At 70.0% G+C, this 26,955-nt stretch carries 28 protein-coding genes; 6 read left to right on the top strand and 22 right to left on the bottom strand.

All coding sequences use genetic code 11. The annotated features are described in order from the left end of the window. Window positions 1-73: 73 nt before the first annotated feature. Genes H5411_RS11900 through H5411_RS11875 form a run of 6 tightly spaced genes read right to left on the bottom strand, consistent with a single transcriptional unit; the run spans window position 74 to window position 7,380 of the window. Window positions 74-757 (bottom strand): class II aldolase/adducin family protein, encoded by a 684-nt coding sequence (locus H5411_RS11900; RefSeq protein ID WP_183123782.1) that lies wholly within the window; start codon window positions 755-757, stop codon window positions 74-76. Then, the gene (locus H5411_RS11895) at window positions 754-1,515 is read right to left on the bottom strand and encodes an SDR family NAD(P)-dependent oxidoreductase (protein WP_101439950.1); all 762 of its coding nucleotides are present in this window, start codon (window positions 1,513-1,515) and stop codon (window positions 754-756) included. Before H5411_RS11895 ends, H5411_RS11900 begins: the two co-directional genes overlap by 4 nt. Beyond that, on the bottom strand, window positions 1,512-1,796 hold the full coding sequence (locus tag H5411_RS47515; RefSeq protein WP_101439951.1) for an acetone carboxylase subunit gamma: 285 nt from the start codon (window positions 1,794-1,796) through the stop codon (window positions 1,512-1,514). The genes H5411_RS11895 and H5411_RS47515 overlap by 4 nt, the downstream gene beginning before the upstream one ends. Further along, window positions 1,793-3,766: a hydantoinase B/oxoprolinase family protein gene (locus H5411_RS11885; RefSeq protein ID WP_101439952.1), complete on the bottom strand. Its 1,974-nt coding sequence runs from the start codon at window positions 3,764-3,766 to the stop codon at window positions 1,793-1,795. The genes H5411_RS47515 and H5411_RS11885 overlap by 4 nt, the downstream gene beginning before the upstream one ends. Further along, window positions 3,766-5,877 (bottom strand): hydantoinase/oxoprolinase family protein, encoded by a 2,112-nt coding sequence (locus H5411_RS11880; RefSeq protein ID WP_101439953.1) that lies wholly within the window; start codon window positions 5,875-5,877, stop codon window positions 3,766-3,768. The genes H5411_RS11885 and H5411_RS11880 overlap by 1 nt, the downstream gene beginning before the upstream one ends. 24 nt (window positions 5,878-5,901) lie before the next feature. Then, the gene (locus H5411_RS11875; RefSeq protein WP_101439954.1) at window positions 5,902-7,380 is read right to left on the bottom strand and encodes an aldehyde dehydrogenase family protein; all 1,479 of its coding nucleotides are present in this window, start codon (window positions 7,378-7,380) and stop codon (window positions 5,902-5,904) included. Window positions 7,381-7,564: 184 nt separating this feature from the next. Between H5411_RS11875 and H5411_RS11870 the strand changes: the two genes are divergently transcribed. Then, entirely contained in the window at window positions 7,565-8,356 is a 792-nt protein-coding gene (locus H5411_RS11870) for an IclR family transcriptional regulator (RefSeq protein WP_158242569.1), read from the top strand. A 195-nt stretch (window positions 8,357-8,551) separates the two neighbouring features. Here the strand turns inward: H5411_RS11870 and H5411_RS11865 are convergent, their stop codons facing one another. Genes H5411_RS11865 through H5411_RS11850 form a run of 4 tightly spaced genes read right to left on the bottom strand, consistent with a single transcriptional unit; the run spans window position 8,552 to window position 12,378 of the window. Beyond that, on the bottom strand, window positions 8,552-9,796 hold the full coding sequence (locus tag H5411_RS11865; protein ID WP_183123780.1) for an FAD-dependent oxidoreductase: 1,245 nt from the start codon (window positions 9,794-9,796) through the stop codon (window positions 8,552-8,554). Window positions 9,797-9,806: 10 nt separating this feature from the next. Continuing rightward, on the bottom strand, window positions 9,807-10,409 hold the full coding sequence (locus H5411_RS11860) for a maleylpyruvate isomerase family mycothiol-dependent enzyme (RefSeq protein ID WP_101439956.1): 603 nt from the start codon (window positions 10,407-10,409) through the stop codon (window positions 9,807-9,809). Further along, window positions 10,409-11,239: a fumarylacetoacetate hydrolase family protein gene (locus tag H5411_RS11855; protein ID WP_101439957.1), complete on the bottom strand. Its 831-nt coding sequence runs from the start codon at window positions 11,237-11,239 to the stop codon at window positions 10,409-10,411. The genes H5411_RS11860 and H5411_RS11855 overlap by 1 nt, the downstream gene beginning before the upstream one ends. Further along, the gene (locus H5411_RS11850; protein WP_101439958.1) at window positions 11,236-12,378 is read right to left on the bottom strand and encodes a cupin domain-containing protein; all 1,143 of its coding nucleotides are present in this window, start codon (window positions 12,376-12,378) and stop codon (window positions 11,236-11,238) included. Before H5411_RS11850 ends, H5411_RS11855 begins: the two co-directional genes overlap by 4 nt. Window positions 12,379-12,444: 66 nt before the next feature. On the opposite strand from H5411_RS11850, the gene H5411_RS11845 reads away from it, so the two are divergent. After that, on the top strand, window positions 12,445-13,203 hold the full coding sequence (locus tag H5411_RS11845) for an IclR family transcriptional regulator (protein ID WP_101439959.1): 759 nt from the start codon (window positions 12,445-12,447) through the stop codon (window positions 13,201-13,203). On the opposite strand, the gene H5411_RS11840 is transcribed toward H5411_RS11845, so the two are convergent. From H5411_RS11840 to H5411_RS11825, 4 genes are read right to left on the bottom strand one after another with little or no spacing between them, the layout of a single operon-like run. Then, window positions 13,200-13,634 (bottom strand): hypothetical protein, encoded by a 435-nt coding sequence (locus H5411_RS11840; RefSeq protein ID WP_101439960.1) that lies wholly within the window; start codon window positions 13,632-13,634, stop codon window positions 13,200-13,202. The genes H5411_RS11845 and H5411_RS11840 overlap by 4 nt on opposite strands. Beyond that, the gene (locus H5411_RS11835) at window positions 13,615-14,853 is read right to left on the bottom strand and encodes an AI-2E family transporter (protein WP_183123779.1); all 1,239 of its coding nucleotides are present in this window, start codon (window positions 14,851-14,853) and stop codon (window positions 13,615-13,617) included. Before H5411_RS11835 ends, H5411_RS11840 begins: the two co-directional genes overlap by 20 nt. Further along, window positions 14,850-15,254 carry a hypothetical protein gene (locus H5411_RS11830; protein WP_183123777.1) on the bottom strand — a complete coding sequence of 135 codons (405 nt, stop codon included), beginning with the start codon at window positions 15,252-15,254 and terminating at the stop codon, window positions 14,850-14,852. The genes H5411_RS11835 and H5411_RS11830 overlap by 4 nt, the downstream gene beginning before the upstream one ends. A gap of 54 nt (window positions 15,255-15,308) precedes the next feature. Next, window positions 15,309-15,530 carry a DUF6480 family protein gene (locus tag H5411_RS11825; protein ID WP_101439962.1) on the bottom strand — a complete coding sequence of 74 codons (222 nt, stop codon included), beginning with the start codon at window positions 15,528-15,530 and terminating at the stop codon, window positions 15,309-15,311. A gap of 111 nt (window positions 15,531-15,641) precedes the next feature. Between H5411_RS11825 and H5411_RS11820 the strand changes: the two genes are divergently transcribed. Beyond that, window positions 15,642-15,833 (top strand): DUF2795 domain-containing protein, encoded by a 192-nt coding sequence (locus tag H5411_RS11820; protein ID WP_183123775.1) that lies wholly within the window; start codon window positions 15,642-15,644, stop codon window positions 15,831-15,833. Window positions 15,834-15,907: 74 nt separating this feature from the next. On the opposite strand, the gene H5411_RS11815 is transcribed toward H5411_RS11820, so the two are convergent. After that, complete coding sequence (locus H5411_RS11815; RefSeq protein WP_208637549.1) at window positions 15,908-16,543, bottom strand: TetR/AcrR family transcriptional regulator; 636 nt, start codon at window positions 16,541-16,543, stop codon at window positions 15,908-15,910. A 133-nt stretch (window positions 16,544-16,676) separates the two neighbouring features. Here H5411_RS11815 and H5411_RS11810 point away from each other — a divergent pair, with 133 nt between their 5' ends. From H5411_RS11810 to H5411_RS11800, 3 genes are read left to right on the top strand one after another with little or no spacing between them, the layout of a single operon-like run. After that, entirely contained in the window at window positions 16,677-18,251 is a 1,575-nt protein-coding gene (locus H5411_RS11810) for an FAD-dependent monooxygenase (RefSeq protein ID WP_183123774.1), read from the top strand. Next, complete coding sequence (locus tag H5411_RS11805) at window positions 18,248-19,159, top strand: VOC family protein (protein ID WP_183123773.1); 912 nt, start codon at window positions 18,248-18,250, stop codon at window positions 19,157-19,159. The genes H5411_RS11810 and H5411_RS11805 overlap by 4 nt, the downstream gene beginning before the upstream one ends. Further along, complete coding sequence (locus tag H5411_RS11800) at window positions 19,159-19,983, top strand: alpha/beta fold hydrolase (RefSeq protein ID WP_183123771.1); 825 nt, start codon at window positions 19,159-19,161, stop codon at window positions 19,981-19,983. The genes H5411_RS11805 and H5411_RS11800 overlap by 1 nt, the downstream gene beginning before the upstream one ends. Window positions 19,984-20,065: 82 nt before the next feature. On the opposite strand, the gene H5411_RS11795 is transcribed toward H5411_RS11800, so the two are convergent. The 7 genes from H5411_RS11795 to fabG are packed head-to-tail and all read right to left on the bottom strand — an operon-like array spanning window position 20,066 to window position 26,955. Beyond that, window positions 20,066-21,205 carry a CoA transferase gene (locus H5411_RS11795; RefSeq protein WP_183123769.1) on the bottom strand — a complete coding sequence of 380 codons (1,140 nt, stop codon included), beginning with the start codon at window positions 21,203-21,205 and terminating at the stop codon, window positions 20,066-20,068. Next, window positions 21,202-22,014 carry an enoyl-CoA hydratase/isomerase family protein gene (locus H5411_RS11790; RefSeq protein WP_101439968.1) on the bottom strand — a complete coding sequence of 271 codons (813 nt, stop codon included), beginning with the start codon at window positions 22,012-22,014 and terminating at the stop codon, window positions 21,202-21,204. Before H5411_RS11790 ends, H5411_RS11795 begins: the two co-directional genes overlap by 4 nt. Then, window positions 22,011-23,699, bottom strand: coding sequence for a CoA-transferase (locus tag H5411_RS11785; RefSeq protein ID WP_101439969.1), 1,689 nt, complete (start codon window positions 23,697-23,699; stop codon window positions 22,011-22,013). The genes H5411_RS11790 and H5411_RS11785 overlap by 4 nt, the downstream gene beginning before the upstream one ends. Beyond that, window positions 23,696-24,151: a MaoC family dehydratase gene (locus H5411_RS11780; RefSeq protein WP_183123768.1), complete on the bottom strand. Its 456-nt coding sequence runs from the start codon at window positions 24,149-24,151 to the stop codon at window positions 23,696-23,698. The genes H5411_RS11785 and H5411_RS11780 overlap by 4 nt, the downstream gene beginning before the upstream one ends. After that, complete coding sequence (locus H5411_RS11775) at window positions 24,148-25,362, bottom strand: acetyl-CoA C-acetyltransferase (protein ID WP_183123767.1); 1,215 nt, start codon at window positions 25,360-25,362, stop codon at window positions 24,148-24,150. Before H5411_RS11775 ends, H5411_RS11780 begins: the two co-directional genes overlap by 4 nt. Then, window positions 25,355-26,218: an HTD2 family dehydratase gene (locus tag H5411_RS11770; protein ID WP_183123766.1), complete on the bottom strand. Its 864-nt coding sequence runs from the start codon at window positions 26,216-26,218 to the stop codon at window positions 25,355-25,357. Before H5411_RS11770 ends, H5411_RS11775 begins: the two co-directional genes overlap by 8 nt. Continuing rightward, entirely contained in the window at window positions 26,215-26,955 is a 741-nt protein-coding gene (gene fabG, locus H5411_RS11765; protein ID WP_101439973.1) for a 3-oxoacyl-ACP reductase FabG, read from the bottom strand. The genes H5411_RS11770 and fabG overlap by 4 nt, the downstream gene beginning before the upstream one ends.

The following is a 26,955-nucleotide window of genomic DNA, read 5'->3' as shown; positions in this document are numbered from 1 at the left end:
ATACCGCCGTTGTCGGCGCCGGGTGCGGACCCTCTTGGTGGTGCGCCGCCCGGTTGGGCAGCGCACCACCGGTTCAAGGCAACTGCCGCACCAGGTAATCCCACACCGCCCGCATCGCGCGTGGATGGTAAATATGCTCCCGCTTCGCGTGGGATTCCTCCGGTCGCGACCAGCTCGGCCAGCCGCCGAACGACTGCGTCAGCAATTGCTGTTCGCAGGCCCGCTCAAGCACCACCGCGGCAACCGTCGCGCTTTCGACGGAATCGCCGACCGCGACGATTCCGTGGTTCACCAGGAACACTGCCCGCGCATTCCCGAGTTCTGCCGCCAGGGATTTGCCCAACTCGGGGGTCAGGATCAGATCCGCGGTCTCGGTGTAGCGCGGCACCTCGGGCGGTACGAACAGGTTCGCGGCGTGGCTTACCGGCCGCAGTTCCTGTCCGGTCGCGGCGAGCGCGACGGCGTACGGGGCGTGCGTGTGCACCACCGCGTTGACGTCCGGCCGCGCGGCCATGACCTCGGTGTGGATCGGGTACTCGCTGTGCCGCGGGCCGGTGCCGGAAACGACCTCGCCTTCGGCGTTGACGAGGTGCACCCGCTCCGGCGTCACCTCCTCCATGCCCCATTCCGCGGACTTGATCCAGACGCCTCGGCCGTCGGCGTCGCGGCACGAGACGTGGCCCCAGATGAGGTCGCCTTGTCCGGCGGCGGCCAGGATCCGGGACGACAGCGCGACGAGTTCCTGCTGTGTGCTCATCGGTGCACCAGCCCGCCGTTGACGCTGAGGGTTTGGCCGGTCAGGTAACCCGCGTCGTCGCTGAGCAGGAACGCGGCCAGGCCGGTCATGTCGTCGGCCCCGGCGGGGCGGTGCAGCGATTGGGCGCGCAGCATCGCCTCGCGTTGTTCCGGGGTCACGGTTTCCCGCGCGACTTCGGTGTAGACCGGGCCGGGGGAGAGGGTGTTGACGCGGATGCCGAATTCGCCGAGTTCGCGCGCCATGGAGAACGTCATGCCGTGCACGCCGCCTTTGCTGGCCACGTAATGCAGGTAGCCGGGACGGCCGAGTTGCACGGCGTCGGAGCCGATGTTGACCACGCTCGCCGACGGGGAAGCCTGCAGCAGCGGGAGCAGCGCCGACACGAGCAGCCACGGGCCGCGGAGGTTGACCGCCATCAGGCGATCCCATTCCTCGTCGGTGATCTCCCAGAACGGTTTCATCTTGATGGCGGAGAAGATCGCGGCGTTGTTGATCAGGCCGTCGACCCGGCCGTGCGCCTCGGTGAGCTGGGCGGCGAACTCCGCGCAGCTGGTACGGCTGGAGACGTCGAGTGCATACGCGCTGGCCTTGCCCGGGCCGTCCAGCGAGGCGGCGGTGGCTTCGACGCCGTCGCGGTTGAGATCGGCGAGGACCACGGTCGCGCCTTCGGAGACCAGGCGCCGGGCGTAGGCCGCGCCGATGCCCTGGGCCGCGCCGGTGACGACGACGACCTTCCCGGCGAGTCCGTTGAGGGTCATGTCAGGCTCCAGCTTCGGTAGGAGGGTTCGCCGTCCGGGACGATCTCGGTGGACAGCAGCGTCAGGCAGCCGGGGCAGAATGCTTGGCGCAGCAGGACTTTCCGGTCGACGAACGCGGCGGGATCGGCGTGGACGCCGGGCCCGGCTTCGGTCGAGGGACGTTCGTGGCGCCGCGCGTGCGCCATCGGTTCGGCGGTGGTGTCGCCGATCCGGGTCGCGCAGTGCCGGCAGACGACAGCGCCGGTCGCGTCGTCAACGCGGAGGTTGAGGTCGAGGTTCACTGGTGCGCTCCTTCCAGCGGCGTGAGTCCGGCGCGTTGGTAGCGCAGCCGATCGCGGTGCGCCGCAGTGGCCGCGAGGTCGGGCTCGCCGTCGGCCAGCACGACGCCGTAGACCTCGGTGGCAGCAATCGCGGACACCTTGCCGTCGCGGACATCCGCCGCGACGCGTTCGGGTTCGCGGTGGAGCGGGTCGCCGATACCGCCGCCGCCCTGCCAATGGGTGAAGTAGACGTCCGCTTCGGCGAGATCGGTTTCCAGGTGCGGCGGGAGGGTGTCCGCGCTGCCGCGCAGGTCTTCGATGGTCTGCGGGATGCGGCCGTTCGCGAGCTGGTCGCGCACGGTGGTGTCGCGGACGAGGACGTCCCATTGCGTGGCGGCGGGATAGCCGCCCGAAATGCCGGGAGCCTGCGGCACCGCCTTGCCGTTGGCGGAGACTACGAGGTGCACGCTGCGGGTGGGCGAGTCGTACGGGATGAAGCAACTCGACGCTCCGACGCCGCCGCGCCACCGGCCGGGCCCGCCCGAATCGACTTCCTCGCGCCGCCACAGGTACAGCATCGGGAAGCTGAACTCGTTGATCTCGATGTCGGCGATGCGGCCCATCGGAATGCAGTTCTCGCCGCCGGTGTCGACGCCGTCGCCGTCCACCTTCGCGCCGAGCCCGCCGGACATCGCGTCGCACAGCATCGTGGCGAAACCCCCGCCGCGCTGGTCGACTCCGGCCAGCAGGGTGAGATCCCAGGTCCCGCAGCACACGCTCATCGCCGACCGGCTCAGTTCGGCGTGCGTGCTCAACATCTGCGCGACCGTTTCGGAGACCGCGTTCTGCGTGGCCCACGCCGAGTTGACCGACGCTTTCCCGATGCCCGCCGGGAAGGTGCAGTTGTTGATCGTCCCCGGTTCGCTGACGATCTCGACGCACCGGTAGATCCCGCCCGGCGACCAGGAGATGTCCGGGCACAGCATGGTCAGCAGGATCGGCAGGATCCCGCCGCGCAATCCGGCGAGGGTGCAGTTGATGATCCCGTCGACCTGAGGGTCGGTGCCGGTGAAGTCGAAGGTGAGGGTGTCGTCCTGTTTGGACATCGCGACCACGATCTTGTGGATGTCGCGGTCGCCCGCCCGCGCGCCGTCCTGGTGCGCGACGGCCGACCACGTTCCGTCCGGCAGCGCGCGCAGTTTGGTGCGCAGCTGGGATTCCGCGTCGCCCATCATCTTCTTCATCACGGCCTTGACGGTGTCCGGGCCGTACTTGTCGATGAGCGCGGTGAGCCGGTCCTGCGCGACGTTGTTCGCCCCGATCTTGGCGCGCAGGTCCAGCCCGACCAGCCGGGGCACGCGGGACCGGCGCAGGTACATGTCCTCCATGTCCGAGCGGAGCGTGCCGCCTTCGACGATCTTCACCGGCGGGATCGGCAGCGCTTCCCAGAACACGTCGTGGCCTTCGACGGACCAGCTGCCCGGCGACACGCCGCCGAGGTCGACCTGGTGCGCGACCGCGCCGGTCCAGCAGAACAGCTGGCCGTCGTAGAACAGCGGGGCGAGGACGGTGACGTCGTTCTGGTGCAGGCCGCCGCCGATCCACGGGTCGTTGAGGAGGAACTGGTCGCCCGGCGCGATTCCCGGGTTCTCGGCGCGATGCTCCAGCGTCCAGCGCACCGCCATGTCCAAAGCGGACCCGAGCTGCATGTTGTACAGCCCGACCTGGACGGTTTCGCCGGTCTCGTCCATGATGCCCGCGCCGAAGTCGTTGCAGTCGGTCACGACGACCGAACCGGACATCCGCTTGATCGCGTCGCCCATGTCGTCGGTGATGGCGACCAAACGGTGCCGGACCACCTCGTAGGTGAGCGCGTCCACGTCCGTCGAGTCGACTCGGTGCAGGTCGAGGTCGCCGAACCGGGCTTCCGGGTCGAGGGGAGCGCCGGACTGGACAAAGCGTTCGGAGCCGGCGACGGGGATGACAGCCATCAGGAGTGTTCCTTCCGTTCGGGGAAACGGATCACGAGGTTGCCCAGACGGTCCACAGTGGCCTGAGTGCCCGGCGGCAGGGCGACAGTGGTGGTCGGCGCTTCGACGACCGCGGGGCCTTCGATCTCGTGGCCCGCGCCGAGTGCGCGGTAGTCGTAAATCGCGGCGGGCTGCCGTCCAGCGCGCACGTCGAGCAGGACCTCCCGCTCGCCGCTCGTGGCGGGCTCGCCGGGCAGGGTGTGGTGCTCAGGCAGTTCCGGCTGGATCTGCAGGATCCCGGTCGCGCGGACCCGGTAGGTGATGAGCTGCAACCCGGCGTCGGGGAAGCCGGATCCCTTGCCGTACAACGCTTCGTAGCTTGCCTCGAAGTCCCGGCCGAGCTGGTCCACCGACTCGCCGGTCAGCTCGCCGCCGGGTACTGGAGTCGCGACTTCGGCGAGCTGCATGGTGTAGCGGAGGTCGGCTTCGCGTTCGTAGCTGATCGCGGAGAAGGTCAGCCCTTGTTCCGCCAGACGGCGTTCCAGCTCCCGTTCCAGACCCCTGAACACCTCGTTCGCGGTGTCCGCCGCGACCGGCATCGCGACCGGCTGCGACTGTTCGGCGGTCAGCACGATGTCCGACGCGGCCAACCCGTAGGCGGAGAAGACCGCGGCAGTGGAACCGAGCGGGACCACGACCTCCTTGACGCCGAGGTCGGCCGAGTAGCTCGCGCAGTGCATCGGACCCGCGCCGCCGAACGCGTAGAGCGTGAAGTCCCGCGGGTCCTGGCCCGAATTGACCACGACCTTGCGGACCAGATCCGCGGTCTGGGCGTTCTGGATCGCGTAGATCGCCGCCGCCGCGTCCTCGACGGACATGCCGAGCGGGGTCGCGACGACCTTGTCGATGGCGTCGCGGGACAGCTGGACGTCCAGTTTCTTGCGCCCGCCCAGGAAATTGTCCGGGTTGATGATGCCGAGAACGAGGTCCGCGTCGGTGACCGTCGGCTCCCAGCCGCCTTCGCCGTAACACGCCGGCCCGGGCCGGGCGCCCGCGCTGCGCGGCCCGACGCGAAGGTTCCCGCCCGGGTCGACCCACGCGATCGCGCCGCCGCCGGCGCCGATGGTGTGCACGTCGACCATGGGCGTGCTGATCGTGTACTGGTTCAGGATCGTGCTGGTGGTGGTCACTGGTTTGCCGTCGACAACCAGTCCGACCAGGAATGTCGTGCCGCCCATGTCGGTCGAAATGACCTTGTCGTGGCCCAGCGAGGCGGCCATCCGCGTGCACCCGACGACGCCGCCGGTGAGCACCGAACCGATGGTGGTGATCGCGTGCGCCGGTGCGTCGGCGGCGGTGACACAGCCGCCGGAACCCTGCATCACCAGCAGCGCGCCGGTGAGCCCGCGGGCGCGCAGTTCGGCTTCGAGCGGTCGCAGGTAACTGCCGAGCCGAGGGCCGACCTGCGTGTTCATGATCGTCGTGACGTTGCGCGGGTACTCCCGGATCCGCGGGCTGACCTCGCTGGACAGCGCCACGTATACCTCCGGCGCTTCCTCCTGCACGATCTCGCGCACCCGCTGTTCGTGGGCGGGATTTCGGAAGGACCAGAGGAACGACACCGCGATCGCCTCCGCACCGTCGGCGAGCAGGTCGCGGACCGCGGTCCGGACGCCGTCCTCGTCGAGCGGGACGACGACGCGGCCCTGGTAGTCCACGCGCTCGTCGATCTCGCGGATCCGGTGCCGGGGCACCAAGGACGCGGGCTTCGCCGTGCGGGCCATGTGCTGGATGTCATCGCTGCCCAGGCCGGCGTAGCGGCCTTCGAGGTTCATGATGCTGATCGAGTCCGCGTGCCCGCGGGTGGTGAGGAAGCCGACCTGCGCGACGTCCCCGGTCACCAGTGCGTTGAGCGTCGAGGTGGTGCCGTGCACGAGATAGTCGGTGTCGGCGAGCAGCTCGCGGACGGAGATGCCGAGCTCCGCGGCCAGTTCGTCGATCGCGGTGAGGAAGCCGGTCGCGAAATCCGGGGGAGTGGACGGGGTTTTGGCCGCGGCGAGCCGGTTGTGCTGGTCGGCGACGAACGCGTCGGTGAACGTTCCGCCGGTGTCGATGCCGATGACGTACGCCATGAGGGCCCCTTTGCCTTCGGATCGTCAGAACATGACGTTGATGGACTTGGTTTCGGTGTAGCTGAGCAGTTCTTCGAGGCTTTCCTCTCGGCCGACGCCGGATCCTTTGACGCCGCCGAAGGGCACGTTGGGGAAATGCCGGGACGAGCCGTTGATCCAGACGAACCCGGCCTCGAACGCGCGGGCCACGCGGTGTGCGCGGGTGACGTCGGAGGTCCAGACGCTCGCGGTAAGGCCGTAGTCGACGCTGTTGGCGATGCGGACCGCCTCCGTCTCGTCGGCGAACGGGATGACCGACAGCAGCGGGCCGAACACCTCTTCCCGGGCGATCCGCATGTCCGGGCGCACGCCGGTGAACACGGTCGGGGCCACGAACAAGCCCTGGTCCACGCCAGCCGGACGGCCGCCGCCAGTGGCGACCCGCGCGCCCTCGGACACCGCGATGTCGATGTAGGACAACGACTTCTCGTACTGCGCCTGGTTGATCATCGTGCCCTGTTCGGTGCGTTCGTCGAACGGATCGCCGATCCGGCGCGCCTCGATCAGCTCGACCACGCGGGCGACGAGCGCGTCGTGGACGTCCTGGTGCACGAGCAGCCGCGAGTTCGACCCGCAGGACTGTCCGGACCAGGTGAAGTTCATGCCGAACACGGCTCCGGCGGCGGCTTCGAGGTCCGCGTCGGGGAACACCACCATGGCGTTCTTGCCGCCGAGTTCGAGGCTGACGTCCTTGACGCCGCTCTCGGCCGCCGCGCGCTGGATGGCGCGCCCGGTGGGCTCGGAGCCGATGAACCCGATCCGCCGCACGTGCCGGTGCCGCACCAGCGCGTCCGGCACCGCCGGTCCGTCGCCGACCACCACCGACAGCACACCGGGCGGGAAGATGTCCTTCGCCAGTTCGGCCAGCCGCAGTGCGGACAGCGGCGCGGCCTCCGGCGGCTTGAGGATCGTCGGGTTGCCCGCGACCAGCGGCGCGGCGACCTTGCCCGCGAACATCAGCGGGTGGTTGTAGGGCACGATTCGGGCCACTACGCCGACGGGTTCGCGTGTCGTCACGTGCAGTGCGGTGCTGGCGGGCACAGTCGTGCCTTTCAGTTCCAAAGCCTGTCCGGCGAACATGCGCAGCTGCGCCACCGTGACGCCGACGTCGACGCGCGAGTTCGAGATCGGCGAACCGGCGTCGACCGTGTCGAGCAGGGCCAGCTCCTCGCCGTGGCGTTCGATCGCGTCGGCCAGTTCCGACACCAGCTTCGCCCGTTCGACCGGGAGAGTGTCCCGCCAGGCCGCCCGTGCGTCGGCCGCGGCGCGTACCGCCTCGTCGACGTCGTCGGGTGCCGCGTCGGGAACCTCGGCGATCACCGTGCCGGTGTAGGGGGACACCCGGGAGAAGGTGGCGCCGGACCGCGCCGGGACGAGCTTGCCGTCGATGAGCAGGCGCCACTCGCGGTCGAGAAGGTCGGCGACCCGGGGCGGAATCTCCGGGCCGGAATGGGCTTCGAGCATCGTCGCTCCTGCGCTTCCTGAGTCCCGCGGGGACCTGGCGCCCCGCGTGCCGTCGGCTCATGCTAACCCCGAGAGCCAGGCGAAAGTCCATTCTGCGGACTTCTATTCTGTTCTCCAGAAATATCAAGCAGTATTTTGACTGGAGAGGCCCCGCAGGCGTCCTGGTCCAGATACCATGTCTGCTATGCAGACATCCGCCGCCGAAGCCGGTCCCGCGCGGCCCGCTCCCCAATACCCGATCGAATCCGTGGACCGCGCGCTGCGGCTGCTCAGGATGTTCAGCGCCACGAGAGAACTCCGGCTGTCCGACGCACGAGACGCCCTCGGCGTAGGGCAGTCGACCGCGCACCGGCTGATGGCGATGCTCGTCCACCACGGGTTCGTCGACCAGGACCCGGCCAGCCGCGTCTACCGGGCCGGGCCGGCGCTGGTCGAGATCGGGCTGTCGGTGGTGAACCAGATGGACCTGCGCGCGGTCGCACGGCCGGTGCTGCAGTGGCTGTCGGAAACCACCGGGGAGACGGTGCATCTCGGTTCGCTGGAAGGCAATCAGGTGCGCTTCCTGGACGTGATCGAGAGCGACCGGGCGCTGCGGGTCTCCGGCCGCGTCGGCCGCACCCTCCCGGCGCACGCGACGAGCCTGGGCAAGGCGATGCTCGCGCACCTGCCCGACGACCAGATCGCGCAACGCTATCCGGACGAGGTGCTCGGCCAGGTCACCACGAAGACCATGACGAGCCGCAGCGCTCTGCTGGCCGAGATCGAACGGACCCGGCGCCGCGGTTACGCGCTCAACGCGGGCGAAAGCGAGGACGGCGTCAGCTCGATCGGCTGCGCGGTAGCCCGCCCAGACGGCCCGCTCCTGGGCGGCCTGAGCGTCGCGGCCCCGACCGGGCGGATGACGAAAGCCCAGCGGGACGAACACGCGGTCGCGCTGGTGGAGGGCTGTCGGCGGTTGGCGGAGAAGCTGGTGTGAGCGAGAAGCGCGGTGGACGTCCCCGCGGCTCACGTCACGACTAGTGCTGCGATGAGCGGCCAGACGGCGTCGGGCAGGGATCACGACATCGCCGTCGCCGCTGTGCTCGTCGGCAGCCGCCTCCCATGACGCCACAAGCGAAATGCTGGGTTCTCTTACCCGGCGGCGAACGACCCGTTCACCGCCGGGGCTGGGTCAGCGAGTGGCAGACAACTCATCCGCTGTGGACAGTGGCACCGGTTCGAACATCGCCGGTTCGTCTTCCGGGAACAGGGCCGTCGGGCCGTACAGCCAGTCGGTGAACGAGTAGTCGTCCGTCGCGCGGGCGCGCAGCAGGGTGTTGCGTTGTTCGCGCTCGACGCCGCCCAGATGCCACAGGTTTCCCCACGCGCGGGCGGTGAGGACGACGCGACGACAGTGTTCCGGTCGGACCGCCTCGTATGCGGCCAGTGCGCCGTCCCAGTCCACCGTGCCGTCTTCACCGAGCAGTCGTTTCGCGTGTTCGGCCAGGACCCAGCCGTCTTCGATGGCCATGATCGCGCCTTGGGCGAGGTACTGCAGGGGCGGGTGCGCTGCGTCGCCGAGCAGCGCCAGCCTGCCGTCGACCCAGGTGGAGATCTGGTTGCGGTCGTACATCCGCCACCACTTGTCCCGCCACATCCGCGGGATCCCGGCCCGCACCTCGTCGCAGGTGGCGGCGAAGGCGGTGTCCAGCTCGTCCGGCGTGCCCCAGTCGTCCAGGCCCGCCACGGCCTTCGGAGACTCGAAAACCGCTACCTGATTGAGCAAATCTCCGCCGCGAAGTCCATAGTGGACAAAGTGGCAGCGCGGGCCGACATAGACCACGACCTCGGACAGATCGACCGGGCGGCCGACCTCGGCGATCGGCACCGTGCCGCGGTAGGCGACGTACGCCGACGAGACCGGCTGGTCGTCCGTGAAGTGCTTGCGGGCCACGGAGTGCAGGCCGTCGGCGGCGATCACGACGGGTGCGGTGTGCGTGGTTCCGTCGTCGGTCACCGCGGTCGCGGGGTCCGCTGCGTACGAGGCGATCCGTTGCTCAGTGAGGAGTTCCACTCCTGCATCGCGGCAGGCGTCGAGGAAGAGCCGGTGCAGGTCGCTGCGGTGGATGACCAGGTACGGGAAGCCGTAGCGGCGTTCGAGGTCGCGCAGGTCAAGGGCGGTCAGGTCGCGGCCGTCGACCGCGTCGCGCATGACCATCCGGTCCGGGACGACGCCGCGGGCCTTCGCGGTTTCGAGCAGGCCGTAGGCGTCGAGGATCCGGGTGCAGTTCGGGGCGAGCTGGATGCCGGCCCCGACCTCGCCGAACTCCTTCGCCTGCTCCAGCACCCGGACCCGCAGGCCGAGCCGGGACAGCGCATACGCGGTGCTCAGCCCGCCGATCCCGCCGCCGACGACGAGCACGTCAGGGGTGTCCATGGGGCTCTCCTCACAACCAGGGACCGAGATCGGGAACCCCGGTCAGCGAATGCGGCCGTCCGGCCAGGTACGCCGCGACGTCGGGCAGCGGCCCGTCCGGCAGAGTGTCGAGACCGCGTTTGGCCTGGATTTCGGCGACGAGTGCGGACAGGAACGCCTCAGGCAGGTCGGCGAACGTCAATCCGGTACCGAGGTCGACCGCGTGCACGCACACCTCGCGGGCCCGCATCCACGGGATCTCGGTGGCGGGAACCGTCCGGCCCTGCGCCGTGACCACCTGGGCTCGCCACTGCTCCGGTGTCAGCGTGGCCATCGCGGAGTCCAACGAGCGCGCCGAATCCCGCAACCAGGACGTGAGCTGGGCTTCGGACAGCTGCGAGCCCGCTTCGATGTCGGCGTTGCGCTGCTCCGGCGAGGCGTACATCGGGGTGCGCTCGCCGGTCCGCGCCCAGTGCACGAGGTTGCCGAGGGCGTCCGCGTTGGCCGCGACGTGTGCGGCGAGGTGCTTGCGGGTCCAGCCGGGCAACGCGCTCGGTCCGGACAGCTCGTTCGCGTGTGAGAGGAAAAGCTCGGTCCCGAACGAGACCCATTCCCGCGCGTCTCCGGGGGCCATCAGGATTCCTTCACGATCTGGTTCACGCACGCGCCGATCCCGGCCACCTCGGTGACGACGGTTTCGCCGCCGGTCAGGTAGATCTTCGGATCGCGCGCGTGGCCGACCCCGGCGGGAGTGCCGGTCGCGATCAGGTCGCCCGGGTTGAGCTGCACGATCGTGGAGATGTACTGCACCAGGTACACCGGGTCGAACAGCAGCGTTCCGGTGTCGTCGTGCTGCATGACCCGACCGTCCACAGTGGTCTTCACCTCAAGCGACGGCCGTATCCCGCCAACCTCGTCCGGGGTGACGACGTACGGGCCGACCGGCGTCGAGGACTGCCAGATCTTGCCCTGCGTCCACTCGACAGTGCGGAATTGCCAGTCGCGGACCGACACGTCGTTCATCACGGTGAACCCGGCGATCGCCGCCGCGGCCTCGTCCTCGCTGGCCCGCCGGACGGTCGCACCGACCACGACGACAAGTTCGACCTCCCAGTCGAGCGCGTCGGTCTCCGGCGGTTTCGCGATCGGGTCAGCCGGACCGGTCAGGGTGTCGGCGAACTTGGGGAACAGCGTCGGATACGCGGGCAGCTCGCGGCCCATTTCCTTGATGTGGTTGGTGTAGTTGTGCCCCACGCAGACCACTTTGGACGGATTCGGCACGACCGGGGCGAGGTCCGCGCCCTCGGCGGGCCAGGTCTGGCCGGTTGCCTTGGCGGCGTGCGCTTCCCAGCCGTCCTGGGCGAACAGTGCGCCGAGATCGGGGGAGCCGAGGTCGACCAGCACATCGCCGTCGAGGCGGACGGCGCGCGTGCCGCCGTCGATGCGGAGGGTGGCGAGCTTCATCGGAGGGTCTCCCGACGGTCGAGGTGGAGCGCCTCGAAGACGGGCGCGTCCGAGAAACGGAACAGGTCAAGGGCCCCGGAGTCGGAATCGGTGGCACCGGCCTCCGACTTGACGGAGAACGGCTGCCACGACGGGACGACGAACAGATCCCCGCGTGAAACCGTCCACGAAGTGTCGCCGACGGTCACCGTGCCGGAGCCGTCGAAGACCTGGCAGACCGACGAGCCGGTTTCGCGCACGGGGGCGGTCTCGCTGCCCCGGGCCACGCGGTGGAACTCGGCGCGGATGGTCGGCAGTACGTCGGAACCGTTGTGCGGATTGGCGAACCGCACTGCCGCGTGGCCCGGTTCGACTGTTCCGCCGTAGCCCTCTTTTTCCAGCTCAAGCTGGTCGCGCAACGCGGCGTCGGTGTGCTCCCACTTGTACGCCAGCAACGGCGAACCGGGCGCGACACTGCCGACAGACAGCGGTCGCAGGCCCGGATGCGCCCACAGCCGTTCGGAACGAGACCGGTCGGGCGTGATCCGCTCGGTCTCGCTGATCGTTTCGCGCCCGAACTCGAAGAACTGCGCGTCGATGCCGTACTGGAACGGGATGTCGAGACCGTCGAGCCAGGCCATCGGCTCGCGGGTGGCGTTGTGGTGGGCGTGCCAGTTCCAGCCCGCCTGCGGCAGGAAGTCGCCGCGGCGCATCGGGACCGGGTCGCCGCCGACGACCGTCCACACCCCTGAGCCTTCGACGACGAACCGGAACGCGTTCTGCGTGTGCCGGTGCTCGGGCGCGTCCTCGCCGGGCATCAGGTACTGGATCGCGGCCCACAGCGTCGGCGTCGCGAACGGACGGCCGCCGAGCCCTGGGTTGGCCAGCGCGATCGCGCGCCGCTCCCCGCCGCGGCCGACCGGCACGATCTCGCCCGCCTGCTCAGCGAGCCGCAGCAGGTTCTCCCACTGCCATCGGTGCGGCACCGCCCGCGAACGCGGGTGCGCGGGCATCAGGTCGCCGATCTCCGTCCACAACGGAACGAGCAGCTCCTGCTCGAAACCGCGGTAGAGCTTTTCGAGGGCGGGCGTGACCGCGGGCTGGTCCGGTGCGTCGACCGCGGCGAGCTGAACGGGAGTCCGCGCTGGAGTGCTGGTCATGGGGTTATGGTGGGCTGGTCCCGGTCTGCGGAAAACGGGATTCTGGTGTGCGGAAAGGCGGCCCGGATGGAGAAACGGTTCAAGGCTCCGCCGCCGTACGCAGTGGCCAGCGTAGACAACGCCCTGCGGATCGCGGCGATGCTGCAGCTCGAAGGCCCGTTGACGGTCTCGGAGGTGGCTGAGCGGATCGGCGTCGCGCCCTCGACCGCGCACCGGCTGCTCGCGATGCTCGTGTACCGCGATTTCGCCGTGCAAGACGCCAACCGGGCCTACCGCGTGGGCCCGGTGCTGGAGCTGGCCGCGCACTCGCAGTCAGCCGCGTCGAAGCTGCGCGCGGCCGCGCTTCCGCACCTGCGACGGCTGGTGGACCTGCTGGACGAGTCGGTGAACCTGACCGTCCGGACGGGGGACACGGCCCGGTTCATCGCGAGCGTGGAGTGCTCGCAGGCGTTGCGGGTCGGTTCACGCGAAGGCATGGTCTTCCCGGCCCACCAGACGACGGCCGGTCTGCTGCTGCTCGCCGAGCTGCCGCCGGACCAGGTCGAGGAGCTCTACGCGGTGGACAAGCCCGGCGAACGACCGGACCCGGCAGAGCTGCGGGCTGACCTGGCGCGCGTGCGGCGCAGCGGGTTCGCGCTCAACCAGGGCCGTTCCGAGCGGGGAGTGGTGGCGGTCGGCGTGCCGGTGCACGGACCGGACGGCCCGGTCGTCGCCGGGTTGTCGGTGTCGATGCCGAGCGTGCGGTACCGGAAAGACCAGTTGCCGACGCTGGTGGCGTCGCTGCGCGCGACGGCGGCCGCGTTGGAGGCGGACCTGCGGGGCTAGCGGTGGTCTTCGCCCGCGAGTGCCGCCGCGAAGGCCGCGTGCACGCTGAGGAACTGCTGCACCGACAACTCCGCCGCCATCCCGGGGTACTGCGGGGCCAGCCGCTTGGCCGCCCAGTTGGCCCACCGCACGTGTGCCTCGTCGACGCTCAGGTGCGCCGCTTCGGCGGCATGGCGAGCGTTCACGCCGTTCAGAATCGCTTGGTGCATCAGCGCGGGAGTCGAGCGTTGTTCCCACGCGCGCAAGGACGCCATCGAGGACAGCCGGTGCAGCGTCGACGACACAGTCGGCGGTGCGGGGCGGGGTTGCGGGAAGCCGCGCTGGAGCGGTCCCCTGCGGGGCGCCGCACTGTCCACAGTGTCGTCGACCGCGACATTCGCCGAAGCGGGCGTGCCGTGACTGTCTGCGTCGTCAGTGATCAAACTCGTCATCGTCGTCCCTCCGACGTGCGGTTACCCGCCTCCGCACGCGCGAAACCCTGGACCGTCGGGAAGCGACGGCGCGGGCGTTGCCGGGCAGCAGCGGGTCGATGTCGACCGGGTCCAGATGCGGATCGCGCAGCAGGGACCCGAAGGCGGCCTTGGCGACGGCCAGGATCGGCACCGCGAGCAGGGCCCCGACGATCCCGGCGACTTCCAGGCCGAGCGCGATGCCCAGCACCACGGCCAGCGGATGCAGCCGGACCGCGCGCCCGAGCAGGAACGGCTGCAGCACATGGCTTTCCAGCTGCATCACCGCGACGACGATCGCGAGCACGATGCCCGCCGCGACGAATCCGTTGGCGACCAGGGCGATCAGCACGGCGACCGCGCCGGTCACCACCGCGCCGAGGATCGGCACGAACGCGCCGATGAAGATCAGCGCCGCCAGCGGCACCGCGAGCGGGACCCCGACCAGCCAGATGCCGAGGCCGATGCAGACCGCGTCCACGCAGGCCACGGCCACCGTCGCGCGCACGTAGCTGACCAGCGAGGCGAACCCGCGGCGGCCTGCGACATCGATCTCGTCGCGGAGGGAGACCGGCACGATCCGCAACAGGAAGTGCCACACCTGGTTGCCGCCGTAGAGGAAGAAAACGAGCACGAACAGCGTCAGCAGCATCTCGGTCAGCACGCCGCCGACGGTCGCCGCCGTGGAGAGCACGCGCGTGGTGAGTTCGGCGGTGTTGCCCTGGATCGTGCTGACCGCTTTGTCGAGCAGCTGCTGCACCTGCGGCAGGTGCAGCGGCCCGTGCTGCAGCCAGTTGTTGATGCTCGTCAGACTGGCCCCGACCTGGTTGCCCAGCTGCGGCAGGCTAGCGGTGACCGTGGTGACGACCAGGGTGAGCACCCCGCCCAGGACGGCGAGCCCGACGATGATCGCGACGAGCGTGGCCAGCGCACGGGGCACGTGCCAGCGCACCAGCCGCTCCACCAGGGGCGCGAACAACGCCGACAGGAGCAGGGCGATCCCGATCGGAACGGTGACCTTCGCGAGGTAGCCGAGCGTCCACGCGATGACCCCGAGCATGGTCAGGACGACCAGGAACCGCCAGCTCGCCGCCGCCGCGACCCGCAGCGACCACGGCACCGCGTCGGCGGCATCGCCGCGGCGATGGCGGCCACCGCCCGCGATCCGATGAGGAGGAACGTGCCCGTCCGGAACGTTCATCCCGTCACCACCTTCGCCGACAACGGTTCCGCGACCGCTTCGAGCGAACGCCGTTCAGCCCGGATCCCCAGGACCGCTTCGGCCATCCCGCCGACGACCCCGGTCTCGTCCAGACCGCCGAACAGCACCGGGCCGATGATCCCGCCGAGCCCGGTGCCGACCGTCGACCGGTTCGAGCCGCTCGCCGTGGGTGAACAGCCCCCGGAGGTCCCGAGTCCGACTTGGGTCTCGGAAAGGACCAGGCCGCTGCCGGGTTCGGCCAGCCGGTCCGAGAGCGAGCTGACGACGGTGACTTCGAGCCCGTCGAGGATCCACACGGTGCCCGGTCCGACGAGCATCAGCCCATGCCACGACGACCACGGCGGCCGGCCCATCCTCGTCGGCACATCGGTTCGCACCACGTCGATCACCCCGCGGCGGGAATTCCCGGCGGAGATCACTCGCAAACGGCTCCGCTAGAACCAGTCGACGGCGCGCAGCACGAAGAACGCGGCCACCACGAGCACCAGGATCGCCACGGCGAGAAGCCACCGGGCGGGCAGTTTGCGCGACGGCATCGGCTGCGGATGCGAGAGTCCCGAAGTCTGTCCGGCGTCGGGCGGGGTGTCGCCGGGCGGCACGGAGCCGCCCGGTTCGAGACCCGGCACGTCGTCCGGTTCGGGCCCGGGTGCGGTCATGTCCGGTCTCCTCGTCGTGGGGGCAGTCGCCGGACAGGTTTGCCGTCCAGGACGGCGATAAACGTGGGCCGGGCGGCGTTTGGTCGGGGTAGGGAGGGGTAGGCGGACGCCATGGCTGACATCAATCCCATCCAGTTGCAGAAAGACCTCGCCGGCGTCGGCTACCCGGCCAAGCGAGACGACCTGGTCTCCGCCGCCGAGCGGAACGGCGCGGATTCCAGCACGCTCGACGTGCTGCGGAGCCTGCCGGACCGCACGTACGAGGGGCCGAGCGGCGTCAGCAAGGAAGCCGCGCAGAAGTAAGTGCCCGGAATCGGAACCGGCTCGAGGCGGACGTGCTGCCTCGAGCCGATCTCTGCGGTGTCCATTGTGGATCTTTACCCGGCGAGCACCCGCTCGGCGATCGCGACCATGGCCTCGGTCAGCAACGCCATCTGGTCGCGCATCGAACGGTCGGGTTCCGCCTGCCAGGCGACGAACGCGCCGTCGAACCCGGCGATGCCGAAGTAGTCCAGCGCCTCGCCCACCTTCTCCGCCGCCTCCGGCCCGAGGCTGGCCCACGATTGGGAGATCATCCGGCGCATGTGCCGCCGTCCGTCGACGCGCACGCGTTCGATGATCTCCTTCACCTCGACGTCCGCGACCGCCTCGGCGCTCATCAGCAGGATCAGGTGCAGCCGCAGGAAGTCGGGTTTCGCGACGAAGACCTCGCCGGTGCGCTGCAGGAACCAGCCGAGCAGCTCGGCGGGCGGCAGGTCTTCGGGCGGATTCGCCTGTGACTCGCGCAGGTGCCGGAAGAACTCGTACGCCCCGCGCTCCATGACCGCCGACAGCAGTCCGCCCTTGGACTGGAAGTGGTGGTAGATCGCGCTCTTCGGCAGGCCGGTCTCGGTGCTGAGCACCGACATCGTCGTAGCGGAGTAGCCGCGTTCGGCCATGATCCGCGACGCCGTGTCGAGGATTTCCTCCCGGGAACGCCGTCCCCGCCGGTTCCCGGCCCGCGCTGTGTCCACGCCGAGCAGCATAGGGCCGCCGGTTTTCTGCACACCGGAATCGTGCCCGCCGCGTCTTGACGAACTCTGGTCCAGGTGTGACCGTAGCCACTAATGAACCGAACGACCGGTCCAAAACTGTGGAGCCTGGGACATGAGTGAGCACTACGACGCCGACGTCGCCGTCGTCGGATACGGCCCGACGGGCCTCGCCGGGGCGCTGACCCTGGCCGCGAAGGGCGCGCGGGTGGCCGCGTTCGAGCGAGACCAGGACGTCTACGCCCGGGCGAGAGCGGTCACGATCAACGACTGGACCATGCGGATCCTGCAGGACCTCGGCGTCGACGACCGGGTCGAACGGGTCGTCGAACCGCAGCGGGCCCTGCGCTGGGTGACCTACGACGGCCGCGAGGTGATGCGCGTCGAACACCCGCCGAGCACACTCGGCACCCGCGGGAGCAAGCCGCGGTTCTACAACATCTATCAGCCGGCTCTCGAGGCTGAGCTGCGTCGCTGCGGCGAGGAGCACTCCAGCCTGGCGGTCCGTTACGGCGCCGAGGTCGTCGCTGTCGAGCAGGACGCCAGCGGCGTGACCGTCACCGCGCGCGACCGCGAGACGGGGGAGGAGACCGCCACGCGCACCCGGTACGCGATCGCGGCCGACGGCGGGTCGTCCCCGGTGCGCAAGATGCTCGGTATCCCGATGCACGGCGACACCGGCGACACGCTGTGGATCGTCATCGACTGCCGGGTCAAGCGCTGGTGGCCGGACCGCGATTTCCTCACCTTCTGGACCGACCGCGAACGCCCGGTCGTCGACATCGCGCTCTCCGCGGGCAACCACCGGTGGGAAATCCCGCTCAACGCCACCGAAACCGAGGCGGACTTCCCCACCCACGCCGAGGTATGGCCGCTGCTGCACGCGCTGGGAGTGACAGAGGACGACGTCGAAATCCACCAGTACGCCTTCTACCGTCACCACGTGCGGATGGCCGAAACCTACTGGCGGGGGCGGGTTTTCCTGGCCGGCGACGCCGCACACCTGATGCCGCCGTGGGCGGGCGCGGGCATGCAGACCGGCATCCGCGACGCGTACAACCTGGGCTGGAAGATCGCCGGAATCGTCCGCGGGGAACTGGGCGAGGACTGGCTCGACACCTACGAGGCCGAACGCCGGCCGTCCGCCGAGTTCTACACCGGAATGGCCGTCGCGCTCGGCCGGGTGATCAAGCAGGAGGCGACTCCGGCGGAGATCGAGGCGATGAACGCCGTCCCGCCGAACCTGGTCACGCCGTGGGAACCGCCGCTCAACGCGCCGCCGACCCTCGTCGCCGGCTGGCTGCGCGGCGAGACCGGGGACGCGTCGGTCGTCGGCCGATACCTCCCGCAGCCGCTCGCCTGCGACGCCGTCGGCCGGATCGACCGGCTGGATGCGTTGCTGCCCAACGGATTCTTCCTGCTCGGCAACGACGTCGACCCGGCGACGCTGCTCACGCCCGAGGAAAAGTCCGGCTGGGACGCCCTCGGTGCGTCCTACGTCGCCGTCCGGCCGCGGACCGCGTACACCCGCGCCGCGACCGACCTCGTGGACATAGAGGACGCGGTGCTGCCCTGGCTCGACCGATACGGCGTCCAGGCGATCGCCGTGCGCCCGGACAAATTCGTCGCGGCGGCTGACAAAACCGGCCTCGCCACCCCAGTTTTCCAGCGTGGAAAGGAATCTCGATGACCGTGAAAGAACTCGCCTACGTCGTGTACGAGGTGAGCGACCTCGCCGAATGGGAGCGCTTCGCCGTGTCCCTGCTCGGCATGCAACTGGGCGAGAAGTCCGCCGACGGCCTCACCCTGCGCACCGACGAGAAGGCGCACCGCTGGATCCTCGCCGAAGGCCCCGCCGACGATCTTGTCCGCACCGGCTACGAGGTTTCGTCTCCGGCGGCGTTGGACGCCCTGGTCGCGCGGCTGCGGAAGGCGGGGGTCGAGGCGGTTGAAGGCGACCCCGGACTGGCCGCCGCGCGGAAGGTCGACCGGATCGTGCTCGTGACCGATCCACTGGGCAACGTGCTCGAACTGGTCACCGGCCTTGCCGACGCCGAAACCCCGTTCCGCAGCGACCTGCTGCTCGGCGAGTTCGTCACCGGAACCGGCGGCGCGGGCCACCAGGTGCTGCTGGCCAAAGGCGTCCCGCGGGAAACGTACCTGGCCTTCTACGAGGGACCGCTCGGCTTCAAGCTCAGCGACATCATCGTCGAGGAGGTCGCTCCGGGGATCGTCGCGGACCTGGCCTTCCTGCACTGCAACCCGCGGCACCACTCGGTCGCGTTCGGCGACATGCCGCACCCGAAGCGGACGCACCACTTCATGGTCGAGGTCTCCGATATCCGCGACGTCGGCCTCGCCTACGACCGGTGCCTCGACGCGAAGCAGCCGTTCGAGATGACGCTCGGGATGCACCCGAACGACCACATGTTCAGCTTCTACGTCCGGACGCCGTCGGGCTTCTCCGTCGAGTACGGCTGGGGCGGGCTGCTGATCGACGACGAGACGTGGCAGGTGCGGACGCTCGACCAGCTGCACTGGTGGGGCCACCGTGCGCCGGAGGCCGTCGCGGAACAGCTCGCCGGAGGTGCGCTCTGATGACCTCGCGTTACGTGCGGACCCGCGACTGGAAAATCCACTACCACGAGGTCGGCGAAGGCCATCCTCTCGTCCTCCTGCACGGCGGCGGCCCCGGTGCGACCGGCTGGAGCAACTACTCGCCGAACATCGAAGCGCTGGCCCGGAATTTCCGGGTGATCGCCCCCGACATGCCAGGCTGGGGCGACTCCGACGCAGCGGACTTCGCCACGCTCGACCACGTCGAGGCCGCGACCCAGCTGCTGGACGCCTTGGGCATCGACAAGGCCGCCTTCGTCGGCAACTCGATGGGCGGCCACACGTCGCTGCGGCTCGCCGTCGAGCGCCCGGAACGCGTGTCGCACCTCGTGACGATGGGGCCGCCGATCCAGATGAAGCCGTTTCTGTTCGGTGCCGGCGGCGGGCCGACCGAGGGCCTGAAGATCATGTTCGAGACCTACTCCGACGCGACGCCCGAGGGCATGCGCCGCTTGGTCGAGATCATGGTCTACGACAAGGCCCGGTTCGCGACGCCGGAACTGTGCCAGGAACGCTCGGACGCGGCGCTCGCGCGCCCGGAGCACCTGCGCGCGATCGCGGCGGCCGCCCCGAAAGCGCCGATCCCGATCTGGCTGGACCTGGCGGCGGTTTCCGGGATCACCGCACCGGCCCTGCTGATCCACGGCCGTGATGACCGGGTGGTGTCGTTCGAATCGACACTGTTCCTGGCCGCGAACATCCCGGACTCGCGGGCGGTGCTGATCAACCGGTGCGGGCACTGGGCGCAGCTGGAACATGCGGACGAGTTCAACCGGCTGGTGACGGATTTCGTTCTGCACCACTGATCGCCGGACCGCGGGGCCGTCTCGGTGAAGGAGACGGCCCCGCGGCTTGAGAAGCCCACTCTCAAGCCGGAAGAAGGGCTACCTATCGGCCCAATACCTCGTCGTTGTGCTGTCCGACCCCCGGCGCAGGCCGCGGATCGAGCCGGGTCCCGTCCACCTGTACCGGCGATTTCGGGGCCCAATGCGCCCCCGCACCGGGTTGGTCGACCTTCCCGAACAGCGCCAGTTCGCGCAGCGCGGCACCGCCGTCGCGGCCGAGTTCGGCGAAGCTGCGGTAGCGTTCCCACAGGATCCGGTGCCGGGTAAGCGTTTCCGCCACCTCCGCGTACGGCGTCTGCCTGAACCACCGCGCCAGCAGCGGCGAGATCACGTCGCGGTGCCGGTACCGGTCGGACTCGGTGGCGAACGAGATCCCCAGCGTTTCGCTCAGCCCGGCGAAGGCGTCGGCGAGTCCGGTCGCGGCAAGCATCTTCTGCCAGTGCCGTTCGGTGAGCAGCACGAGCATCACCCGGACCCCGTCTGCCGTCTCGAAATCGTCGCCGTAGGTACCGTAGATCTCGTTGCCGGACTTGGTGCGCGAGTGATCGGTCAGCTGCGCTTCGGCGAGATAGCCGAGGTTCCCGGCGGTGGCGAGCGCGACGTCCTCCAGCGCGACCCGGATCGACCGGCCCTCCCCGGTGACCTGGCGGTGCCGTTCGGCGGCCAGCAGGCCGACGGCCAGGTACAGCCCGGCGCAGACGTCCCAGGCGGGCACCACGTGGTTCACCGGTTCCGTACCGGTGCCGGTCAGCAGCGGGAAGCCGGTCGCGGCCTGCACGGTGTAGTCGACCGCCGCGCCGCCGTCGGCACGGCCGTCCAGCAGGACGTGGATGAGGTCCGGCCGTCGCGCGCTCAGAGCCTCGTACCCGAGGTCCGCGTGCCGCGAAGTGTTCGTCACGACCACGCAGGGGTCGCCGTCGACGATCAGGTCGGCCACCCGGCGACGATCCGCTTCGGACTCCAGATCGACGGCGATCGCCCGTTTTCCCTTGTTCAGCCCGGACCAGTAGAGGCTGGTCCCGGAGTCGGACAACGGCCAGCGCGTGCGGTCGGCGGCACCGCCCAGCGGTTCGACCCGGACGACGTCCGCGCCGAGCTGGGCGAGCGTGAGCCCGCACAGCGGCGTCGCGACGTAAGCGGACAGCTCGACCACCCGCAGTCCGGCCAGCAGTGCGGGGTTCATGCGTCGTGCACCCGGGAAAAGTCCGGCTTGCGGCGTTCGCGGTGCGACGCGAGCCCCTCGTGCACCTCCGGGCCGCCGAAGCCGTAGAACTCCAGTGCCAGCGAGGAATCGAAGATCGCGCCCGCGAGCTGCCGGTACCAGAGGTTGAGGCTTTGCTTGGTCCACCGGATCGCGGTGGGTGCACCGTTCGCGAGTTCGTGCGCGATTTCCCGGGCGGTGGGCAGCAGGTCGGCCTCCTCCTCGACGCACAGCGACACCAGGCCGATCCGCTCCGCCTCGGCACCGTTCAGCGGGCGGCAGGTCATCAGGTAGTACTTGGCTTTCGCCATCCCGCACAGCAGCGGCCAGCACACCGCCGCGTGGTCGCCCGCCGCGACGCCGAGCCGGGTGTGCCCGTCGATGATCTTCGCGTTCGCAGTGACCACCGAGACGTCCGCGAGCACTCCGGCGACGAGTCCGGCGCCGACCGCGGGGCCGTGGATCGCCGAGACGATCGGCTTGGAGCAGTCGATGACGTTGTAGACGAGATCGCGAGCCTCGCGCATGGTGCGGGAACGGGCCTCGAAGTCGGTGGACAGCTTCTCGACGAGGTCGAACGACCCGCCCGCGGAGAACCCCTTGCCTTCGCCGCGCAGCAGGACGGCTTTCACCGCGGGGTCGCGGTCGAATTCGCGCCAGATGTCGGCGAGTTCGGCGTGCGCGGCTTCGCTGACCGCGTTGAGGTTCGGGGCGTCCAGGACCAGTTCGACGACGCCGTCCTCGTCCGGTCCGTCCACCCGCAGGTTCTCGAATTGTGCGTAGCGACTCATGCCGCTCCTTTCCTGCCGTCGCCGAGGAACAAGCCCTCACGGTCGTATTTCCGCAGCTGCTGGACGTCCTCCGAGGTCACCTCGGGCAGTTCGCGCAGGTCGTCCGCGACGGTGAGGTCCCAGCCGCACTGCGATCGGACGTGCTCGACGCGTTCGGCCAGCGGCTCCGGTCCGGGCGCGATCGCGGCGAGCACCAGCTCGCCGTCGCGTCGGCTCAGAATGCCGAGATCGGTGACCACCGCCCGGACCCTCGCGCCGGGACTGGTGACGTAGCTGCATTTCTCGATGAACCGCCGCGGGCTCATGGTGCCGACGACGTACGTCTCGTCGGCCCCGGTCACGACGTCGTTCCCGCCGCCCGAACCGACGAGGTACGGACCGCCCTCGATGCGGGTCGTGTTGATGTTGCCCTGCCGGTCGATTTCCGCCGCTCCGACGCAGGCGATCGACCGCGTCGCCGGGCCGTTCACCAGATTCCCCAGTGCCTGCTCAGTGTCGAGCAGCATCGAGGATGACGGGAAGTTCGCGAAGCTGAAGATGAACGGGTCACCGGGCGTCGGTGTGTAGTCCCAGAGGCCGAGTTCAGCCGCCAGCGCGACGTCGTGCCCGTCGGCCTTCGCCTGTTCGACGGCCACCCAGGCGGCGAGGTTCGCCAGCCCGGCTCCGGCCAGCACCCCGTCGGCTCCGGTTTCGGCGATCCGCGACCGGACCAGCGCGGCGAGCCAGGTCGCCGCGCGTTCCGGACGGGTCACCGGCCCGGTGTGCTCGCCGCGGCCGGTCGGCGGCGTCGGCTGGCCCAGCGTGCGGCTCAACGCGGTAAGCCGCGCTTCGCCGAGTTTGGCCAGGTAAGCGTCGTGGTCGAGGAGGATCCACTCGCGGATCCAGTCGTCAAAATCCGCCGAACGGCTGGCTTCCCGCGCCGCGATCCAGAACTCGACGTCCTCGGCATAACCGTCCACCGGCAGTTGCGCGCCCTCGGTGCCGGGGAAGACGCCGCCGGGATGCGCGCCGAACGGAGCCTCGACCACGGCCAGCACCCGGTGCGCCGGAACGCGGACGAACGAAGACCACGGACGCAGGTCGTCCACGACTCTCTCGACGGTCGCCAGCACTCCGCGCCGCGCGGCGAACGCGCCGATCGAGCCCTCGAACATCGGCGGCGCGACGGCCAGATTGCCCTGCCGGTCGGCGACCGCGGCGTGCAGGATCGCGACATCCGGCGTGAGCGGAGCGACCAGGCCGACGCGGCCGAACGGCGTGTCGACCTCCGCGTAGCCAGGGTTGTCGGCCATCGAAGAATCGCGCACCGAGCCGGTGACCACCGCGGGCACGCCGGTCGCAGCGGCGCGCAGACCCTGGATGTAGCTCAGGAACGACCAGTTCTCGACCTCGACTGAACCGTCCGCATAGGACCGCTGGAACACCGGATTCGGCGTGAACACGGGAAACGAGTCTCCCGAGTAGACAGTCACGACCTTCTCCAGGCACCCGGAACGGAACAGCACCGCCCCGAGCGACGACAGGCTGGCCATGATCAGCGTGAACCGCGACGGCCGCTGCCAATGCTGCCGCGCGATTTCGCGGACGAGCGCGCTCCAGCGGCTGTGCCCCAGGATGACGTGCAGCGCGTCTCCCTCGCGGACGTAACGGGAGACCGCCTCGTCCAGACGGCAGAACTCGGTCATCCGGCCACGACCACCAAAGTTTCGGCGACACACGCCGGTTTCTCCGCGCCTTCGAGTTCCACCGTGTACCGCGTGGTGACGGTGACCCCGGCGGCGCCGTCCTTCACCTCGGCGAACGTCGCACGGGCGCGCAGCCGGGACCCGACCGGAACCGGGGCCGGAAAACGGACCTTGCCCAGCCCGTAGTTGATCCGTGCGGACCCGAAGTCGAGCCGGACCAGCTGCGCGCTGAAGTACGGGATCAGCGACAGGGTGAGGAAACCGTGCGCGATGGTCGATCCGAACGGGCCTTTCGCGGCCCGCTTGGGATCGGTGTGGATCCACTGGCGGTCTCCGGTGGCTTCGGCGAACGCGTCGATCCGCGCCTGGTCGACGGCGAACCATTCGGTCGGCCCGATCTCCTCGCCGATCGCCGCCCGGACCTCGTCGGCCGAAGCGAAGACCCGGCTCATTCCGACACCCGCTCGAACACCGCGGCCAGGCCCTGCCCGCCGCCGATGCACATCGTCTCGAGCCCGTACCGGGCCTCGCGGCGCTGCATTTCCCGCGCCATGGTGGCGAGGATCCGGGTGCCGGTCGCGCCGACCGGATGGCCCAGCGAGATCCCGGAACCGTGCACGTTGAGCCGGTCGAAATCGGACTCGCCGAAGCCCCATTCGCGGGTGCAGGCCAGCGCCTGCGCCGCGAACGCCTCGTTGAGTTCGATCAGGTCGATGTCGGAGATCTTCAGCCCGGCGCGCTCCAGCGCGACCGCGGAGGCGGGCACCGGACCGATGCCCATCACCTTCGGCTCGACCCCGGCCACGCCGTGCGAGACCAGCCGCACGAGCGGGCGAAGGCCCAGCTCGGCGGCGCGTTCGCGGGTGGTCACGACGCACACCGCGGCGGCGTCGTTCTGGCCGCTCGCGTTGCCCGCGGTGACCGTCGCCTCCGGATCCTGCTTGCCCAGCACCGGCTTCAGCTTCGCGAGGGTCTCGACGGTCGTGTCCGGGCGCGGGTGCTCGTCGGTGTCCACGACGACCGTGCCCTTCCGCGTCTCCACCGGCACCGGGATGATCTCCTCGGCGAACACGCCGGACTGCTGCGCGGCGACCGCGCGCTGGTGCGACGTCGCGGCGAGCCGGTCCTGCTCCTCGCGGCTGATGCCGTACTGCCGCCGCAGGTTCTCCGCGGTCTCCAGCATGCCGCCCGGCACCGGGTAGTGCTTGCCGCCGGGGGTCTGGCGGCCGCGGGTCAGCGAATCGTGCAGCATCACGCCCGCGCCGGTGGCGCCCCAGCGCATGTCGTTGGCGTAGAAGACGGTGTTGGACATGCTTTCCGCACCGCCCGCGACGATCAGCTCGCTCGCTCCCGCCTGCACCTGCAGCGCGGCCAGCAGCACCGACTGCAGCCCGGAACCGCAGCGGCGGTCGACCTGCATGCCGGGCACGGTGACCGGCAGCCCGGCGTCGAGCGCGACGACGCGGCCGATGGCGGGGGCTTCGGCGCTGGGGTAGCAGTGGCCGAGGATGACGTCGTCGATCGCGTCGGCGGGCAGACCGGTGCGCTCCAGCAGGCCCTTCAACGCGACCGTGCCGAGGTCGGCGGCGGGCACGCTCTTGAGCGAACCGCCGAAGCGGCCGATCGGGGTGCGGACAGGTTCGCAGATGACGGCGTCACGCATGGGGAGTGCCTTCCTCGTGATAGTCGGCTTCGAGGCTGGTGCGCGGCCCGGCGTCCCCGACGAGGGTCAGGGTCGCGCCGCCGGGACGGGGCTCGGTGTGCAGCCGTGCGGGCTGGCCGCAGAACAGCGGGGCCAGGTTGCGGTGCGCCAGCCGGGTCACCCGCGCGCCGGGGGAGTCCAGGCGCAGCACCTCGGCCAGGGCCAGCGACATCAGCGGCCCGTGCACGACCAGGCCGGGGTAGCCCTCGACGCGGGTCGCATACGGCCAGTCGTAGTGGATGCGGTGCGCGTTCGCGGTGGCCGCGGAGAAGCGCATCAGCAGGGTGGGATCGGTGGCGAAGTCCCAGCCGTCCTCGCGGCGACGGAAGGGAGCGCCTGCCAGCTCGGCGGGCTGGACCGGTGCTTCGGAGGTGGTCGCGCCCGCTTCGCGGTAGATGAGGTCCTGCCGTTCCTCGACGAGCGGTGCACCGTCCACACCGGACAGAACGGACCGCACGACGACGATCACCAGCTGCCCGGAGCGGCCGGATTTCTCCGTCACCGAGTCCACTATGGAACGACGGGTCACCGTCTCGCCGATCTTCGGCGGCCGGTGCACGGTCACCTCGCCGCCGGCGAACATCCGCCGCGGCAGGTCGATCGGCGGCAAGAACGTCCCGCGCGCCGGATGCCCGTCGGAGCCGAGTTCCGAGGAGACCGGCCAGCGGGGGAGCGCGACCCAGTGCCACAGCGGCGGCAGGCCGTCGCCCGGCCGCGGCGCGGGCAGCCCGTTGTCGAAGAGCGCGGCCAGCGCCGCGACCGGGGCCGGGTCCACCAGCTCCGCGGTCGTGACGGCGTGCGGTTCCCAGCCGGTCACATGAACCGTCCGCCGGTCACCTCGAGCACCGTGCCGGTCATGTACGACGACAGGTCGGACGCGAGGAACAGCGCCACCGAAGCGATTTCGCTGACCTCTCCAGCGCGGCGCATCGGGATCTCGGCCATCTTCTGGTCCCACGCCTTCTGCGGCATGGCCTCGGTCATCGCGGTGCGGATGAGCCCGGGCTGGATCGCGTTGACCCGGACGCCGTGGTGCGCCATCTCCTTCGCCGCGGCCTTGGTCAGGCCGACGATCCCGGCCTTGGCCGCGGAGTAGTTCGTCTGGCCGACCATGCCGACCTTGCCCGAGAGCGACGACAGGTTCACGATCGCGCCGCTCTTGCGTTCGCGCATGATCGCCGCGGCCTTGCGCGTGCCGTTCCAGGTTCCCTTGAGGTGCACGGAAATGACCTGGTCGAACTCGTCCTCGGTCATCGTCCGCATGGTCGCGTCGCGGGTGATGCCGGCGTTGTTGACGAACACGTCGACGGGGGAGAACGCCTCGTCCGCCGCGGCGAGCAGAGCGTCCACATCGGACGCCTTGGTCACGTCGCAGCGGACGCCGCGGGCCACGGCGCCGCCGCCGAGTCCTTCGGCGGCTTTCTCCGCGGCCTCGGCGTTGACGTCGCCGATCACCACGCGGGCGCCCTCGGCGACGAACAGCTCGGCGATGGCGAGCCCGATGCCTTGCGCGGCACCGGTGATGACGGCGGTCCGGTCGGTCAGCAGAGCCAT

It is taken from the genome of Amycolatopsis echigonensis (assembly GCF_014174495.1).
Classification (GTDB): domain Bacteria; phylum Actinomycetota; class Actinomycetes; order Mycobacteriales; family Pseudonocardiaceae; genus Amycolatopsis; species Amycolatopsis echigonensis.
Note: the sequence above shows the minus strand (reverse complement) of the source record. Positions and strands in the feature narration are given on the sequence as shown.